General features: G+C 66.8%; 5 protein-coding genes. All 5 read right to left on the bottom strand.

Going from position 1 to position 4,578, the window contains the following annotated elements:
• Positions 1–1,135: alkaline phosphatase family protein (locus E1261_RS43335; RefSeq protein ID WP_132415963.1), on the bottom strand; the 1,135-nt coding region annotated here is incomplete at its 3' end.
• Positions 1,132–2,277, bottom strand: coding sequence for a metabolite traffic protein EboE (eboE, locus tag E1261_RS43330; RefSeq protein ID WP_132415961.1), 1,146 nt, complete (start codon positions 2,275–2,277; stop codon positions 1,132–1,134). The genes E1261_RS43335 and eboE, both read right to left, overlap by 4 nt.
• Positions 2,274–3,125 (bottom strand): TatD family hydrolase, encoded by an 852-nt coding sequence (locus E1261_RS43325; protein WP_132415959.1) that lies wholly within the window; start codon positions 3,123–3,125, stop codon positions 2,274–2,276. The genes eboE and E1261_RS43325 overlap by 4 nt, the downstream gene beginning before the upstream one ends.
• 8 nt (positions 3,126–3,133) lie before the next feature.
• Positions 3,134–3,676, bottom strand: a complete 543-nt coding sequence (locus E1261_RS43320) for an EboA domain-containing protein (RefSeq protein ID WP_132415957.1) — start codon at positions 3,674–3,676, stop codon at positions 3,134–3,136.
• Positions 3,673–4,497: a sugar phosphate isomerase/epimerase family protein gene (locus E1261_RS43315; RefSeq protein WP_132415955.1), complete on the bottom strand. Its 825-nt coding sequence runs from the start codon at positions 4,495–4,497 to the stop codon at positions 3,673–3,675. Before E1261_RS43315 ends, E1261_RS43320 begins: the two co-directional genes overlap by 4 nt.
• Positions 4,498–4,578 lie beyond the last annotated feature (81 nt).

Raw genomic sequence — 4,578 nt, 5'->3', positions numbered from 1 at the left:
GGGGGTCGGTGGGGTCGAAGAAGAGTTCGGCGGGGTCGTAGCCGGGTTTGCGGTGGATTTCGACTGCTCGGGCGAAGTCGGGGGCTCGGGCGTCGTCGAGCCAGTAGTAGTAGGTGAACCACGAGTCCGGTTCCGAGACGATGACCAGTTCGCCGGCGCGTTCGTGGTCGAGGCCGTGGCGTTTCTTGCCTTCGGCATCCAGTACTTCGGCGACCCCCGGCAGCCCGGACAACAGCTTCGCAACAGCGTCGAGGTCAGCGGGATCGCGCACATAAACATGGGCGATCTGATGATCGGCAACCGCAAACGCGCGAGAGGCAAACGGGTCGAGGTACTCCATCCCGTCCTGCGTATGCACCTCCAGCAAACCCTCCCGCCGCAGCAGGCGGTTCACGTCGACCGGTCGGCTGACATCGGTGATGCCGTACTCCGACAGCACAACAACCGTGGCATCACGCGCAGCCGCATCGTCGAGCAGCGGCGCCAGTACGGCGTCCAACTCGATCGCTGCCCGCGTTGCCTCGACGGACGAAGCGCCGTACCGCTGCAGGTCGTAGTCCAGATGCGGCACATAGGTCAGCAGCAGGTCCGGCGAATCCGTCGCGAGGATGTCGCAGGCCGCATCGACGATCCACTGACTCGACTTGATGCTTGCCGTCGGCCCCCAGTAGTTGAACAGCGGGAAGTCGCCCAACCGAGACGTCAGCCGATCATGCAACGCGACCGGCCGTGTGTAGCAGTCCGGCGCCTTGCGCCCATCCGCGTAGTAGATCGGCCGCGGCGTCACCAGCAGGTCGGTCTCCGCGCCCATCGCGTACCACCAACAAACGTTGGCCACCTTGTACGACGGGTCGGACCGCCGGGCGATATCCCAGACCTTCTCACCCTGGATCAGCCGGTTGTGCTGCCGCCACAGAAGGACCTCACCAAGATCCCGGAAATACCAGCCGTTCCCGACAATCCCATGCGAAGAAGGCAGTGCACCGGTCAGGAACGTAGCCTGCGCCGAACACGTCACCGCCGGCAGCACCGTCTCCAGATTCCTTGTCAAAGGCAATGACCGCAGCCGCGGCATCTTCCGCAGCAGCCGCGGCGTCAACCCGACCACATCGATCACGACGACCTGCCGGGTCATAGCGCCTCCAATCCAAGAGCGGTGATACGCGAGCGCAACCAATCCAGCTCACCGGCGATCCCCGAGGCAAGCTCGGCCGTGTCGCGAGGTGACGACGGCAGCACCGACCACGTGTAGGTCTCCGACTCGAGATGCAGCGTGCGCGGATGCGCTCCGCCCACCAGGTGAGCGAGCGAGTCCTCCAGTACGTCGGTCGTGCTGCTCAACGGCGATCGCGGCGCCGCGTGGACCGGCACATGGAAATGCACCCGCCAAGCATCAGCACCCGCCAACTGATCAAGCGCATCCAGGTTGTCGATCCCGCGCCCACCCCGCTCCCGCGTCTGATGCAGGAACTTCGGCTCGGCGAACTCAGCCAGCAATCGCCGCGCCTCGGCATCACCCGGATCAGCCACGTGCAGCGCCGCCGAAACCTGACCCTTCACCACCGGCACCCCAGCCCGATCCAGCACCGCAAAGGCTGTCGCCGGATCCTCGAACTGCACGGCCAGATGACACGTGTCGAGACACAACCCGATCCGCCCACCCTCGCCGTACGGGCTGAGCCATTCCGCACCCTGCGGCACCATCTCGATCACACAACCCGGCTCGGGTTCGAACGCGACCCGGATCCGCCGCCCGGTCGATTCCTCGGTGCGCGCCAGATGCATCTCCAGCCGACTCACCGCAGCCCGCGCCAACGTGTCCTGCTCGACCGACCACGGCTCCCGCCACGCCAAGGGCAGCGTCGAGATCGAGCCGTAGGTGGCATCCGTCGGCAGCAACTGCGCCAGTACGTCGACGAGGTTGCGCGTGTAGTGGAGTCGTTCGGGCTGAGTCCAGTCCGGCAGATATACCTTCTTCCCGACCACCTCGTCGTGGAACCCGGCGTACGGGAAGCCGTTCAGCGTCACGACCTCCAGTCCGTTGCGCAGCAACGCCTGCCGAAGCCGATGCAACGCATCCGAAGAGTTCGCCAGTTGCTCGGCGAGCTCAAAGGCGAGCCAGAGCCCGACCCCGAGAACCGGTACGTCGAGCTCCTTCCGCACGAGCGCCGAACAGCCGTCGAGCTGCGCGATCACGCCGTCGAGATCCTCGGCCGGGTGGACGTTCGTGCAGTACGCGAGGTGGACGAGCGAGCCGTCCGGATGCCGGAACCTCATGCCGGTGCTCCCCGCAGGATCGAGTTACCCGCATAGGTTTCGGCCGGTTCGACCGAGCTCATGTCGAGCCGTCCGGACTGCCCGTAGAAGGCAATCGGGTTCCGCCAGAGCACCTGGTCGACGTCGTCATCGGTGAATCCCGCGGCCAGCATCGCCTGCCCGGTCGCGTACGTGCGCAGCGGATCGGAGCGGCCCCAGTCGGCGGCGGAGTTCACCAGCATCCGCGCCGTGCCGTACTGCTGCAGGATCGCGACCATCCGGTCCGGGTCCATCTTGGTGTCCGGGTAGATCGAGAAGCCCATCCAGCAACCCGAGTTCGCGACCTCTTCGACCGTGACCTCGTTCAGATGGTCGACGGCGACGTACGACGCCTCGATTCCCGACTCCCGAACCACGTCGAGCGTCCGCGTCGTACCGGTCGCTTTGTCGCGGTGCGGAGTGTGCACAAGCGCGGGCAGCCCGAACCGGACGGCAAGCGCGAGCTGGTGGGCGAACACCTCGTCCTCGGCCGGTGTCATCGAGTCGTACCCGACCTCGCCGACCGCGACCACCCCGTCCTTGGCCAGGTACCGCGGCAGCACCTCGAGGATCTCGCGGCAGCGCGGATCGTTCGCCTCTTTCGGATTCAGGGCGATCGTGCAGTGGTGCTTGATCCCGTACTGCGAGGCTCGGAACGGCTCCCAGCCGATCAGCCCGTCGAAGTAGTCGACGAACGACGCGGCGCTGGTCCGCGGCTGACCGAGCCAGAAGGCCGGTTCGACCACCGCCTGGACGCCGTGCGCGGCCATCGCCGCGTAGTCGTCGGTGGTCCGGGACGTCATATGGATATGCGGGTCGAAGATGCGCATCGGTCCAGTCACCTCTCGGTCAGGTACGGCGTGAGATCGGCGGGTACGGAGCGGCCTGCGGCCCTCCTCTCGGCCGCGAAGTCACTCATCATCCGGAGCAGCTCGGCGTCGACCCGGTCCGGCAGGCCGTCGACCTCGGCCAGCGGGATTCCGGCGAACACGCATTTCAGGACCGCCTGCCGGAAACTTGCCATCGGCAACTTCTCGGTGGCGTACGGCGACCCGAGTGCGGCCGTGATCAGCCTCGGGTCGTTGGTGCGGATCGCGTCGTCCAGCAGGTCGACACCCTGTGCGCTCATGGTGGTGGCGACCTCGTCCAAGGCCAGTGCCTTGAGGACGGCGCGTTTCTCGGCAGCGTCGCCGTACCGATAGATCTCGGTGATCTCGGCCGCGCTGGCGGAGGCGAGCAGAACGGCGCGGGCGGCCTCGTCGGTGGTCCAGCCGGTGTCGAGCAGCTCGCGACCGACGATCCGGCCGATGGCCGGGAACACCTCGGCCAGCGGCCGGTCGCGCAGACCGGAGACATCGACGGGAAGGTCAGCGGCCTTCATCGTTGTGCCTCGCGAAGGAACGTTATGGAGTCGCGCGCCACGGTCGGCGCGGCGTGTGAGTGCCGGGGCAGCTCGACCGCGACGAGACCGGTGTACCCGACCTCGCGGAGCGCGTCGAAGACCGGTGGGAAGTCGACCTCGCCGGTCCCGAACTCGAGGTGTTCGTGGACGTCGCGGACCATGTCGTCGATCTGCACATTCACCAGGTACGGCGCTCCGGTGCGGATGCAGTCGGGTGGTGACTGCGGCTCGTTGCAGACCAGGTGCCCGATGTCGAGGGTCAGCCCGAGGGCATCGCTGCCGACCTCGGCCTGGAGTTTGAGATAGCCGGCCAGATCCTCGACGAGCATGCCGGGCTCCGGTTCGAACCCGAGCCGCACTCCGCGGTCGGCGGCGTACCCGGCAAGTTGCTCGCATCCGGCGACGAGCCGCCGCCAGCCGACGGTCGGCTCCACCTCCGGCGGGAGGATGCCGGACCAGAACGAGACCGCCTCGGCACCGAGGTCGGCGGAGATCTGGATCGCCTTCTGCAACAGGTCGATCCGCTGCTCGGCACCATCGTTGTGGAGCAGGGTCGGCGCGTGTTTGCGGAACGGATCCAGCACGTAGCGAGCACCGGTCTCGATCACCAGGCTCAGCTGATACCGCTCCAGCAGCCGTCCGACCTCGGCGGTCCGCTCCCGCAACCACGGCCCGAACGGGTCCAGATGGTTGTGATCGAGCGTCAGCGCAACTCCGTCGTACCCGAGGTCCGCGATCACGCTCAACGCATCGGCCAGCCGATGGTTCGCAAACCCGTTCGTCCCGTAACCGAGCCTCATGTCGACGACACCTTCTTCGCCAACGCCTTCACCAACGGAAACGCCAGCGCCAACCCAGCCCCCAACCGCGGCGCCCCAGCC

This window comes from Kribbella albertanoniae (genome assembly GCF_004348455.1).
In the GTDB taxonomy this organism is placed as follows: Bacteria; Actinomycetota; Actinomycetes; order Propionibacteriales; family Kribbellaceae; genus Kribbella; species Kribbella albertanoniae.
The sequence above is the reverse complement of the archived record's forward strand: the minus strand, read 5'-3'. Positions and strand labels throughout refer to the sequence as shown.

Bases quoted from the DNA above. Each gene is read 5' to 3' on its own strand.
- eboE (WP_132415961.1), bottom strand. From the start codon at position 2,277: ATGAGGTTCCGGCATCCGGACGGCTCGCTCGTCCACCTCGCGTACTGC.
- E1261_RS43325 (WP_132415959.1), bottom strand. From the start codon at position 3,125: ATGCGCATCTTCGACCCGCATATCCATATGACGTCCCGGACCACCGAC.
- E1261_RS43320 (WP_132415957.1), bottom strand. From the start codon at position 3,676: ATGAAGGCCGCTGACCTTCCCGTCGATGTCTCCGGTCTGCGCGACCGG.
- E1261_RS43315 (WP_132415955.1), bottom strand. From the start codon at position 4,497: ATGAGGCTCGGTTACGGGACGAACGGGTTTGCGAACCATCGGCTGGCC.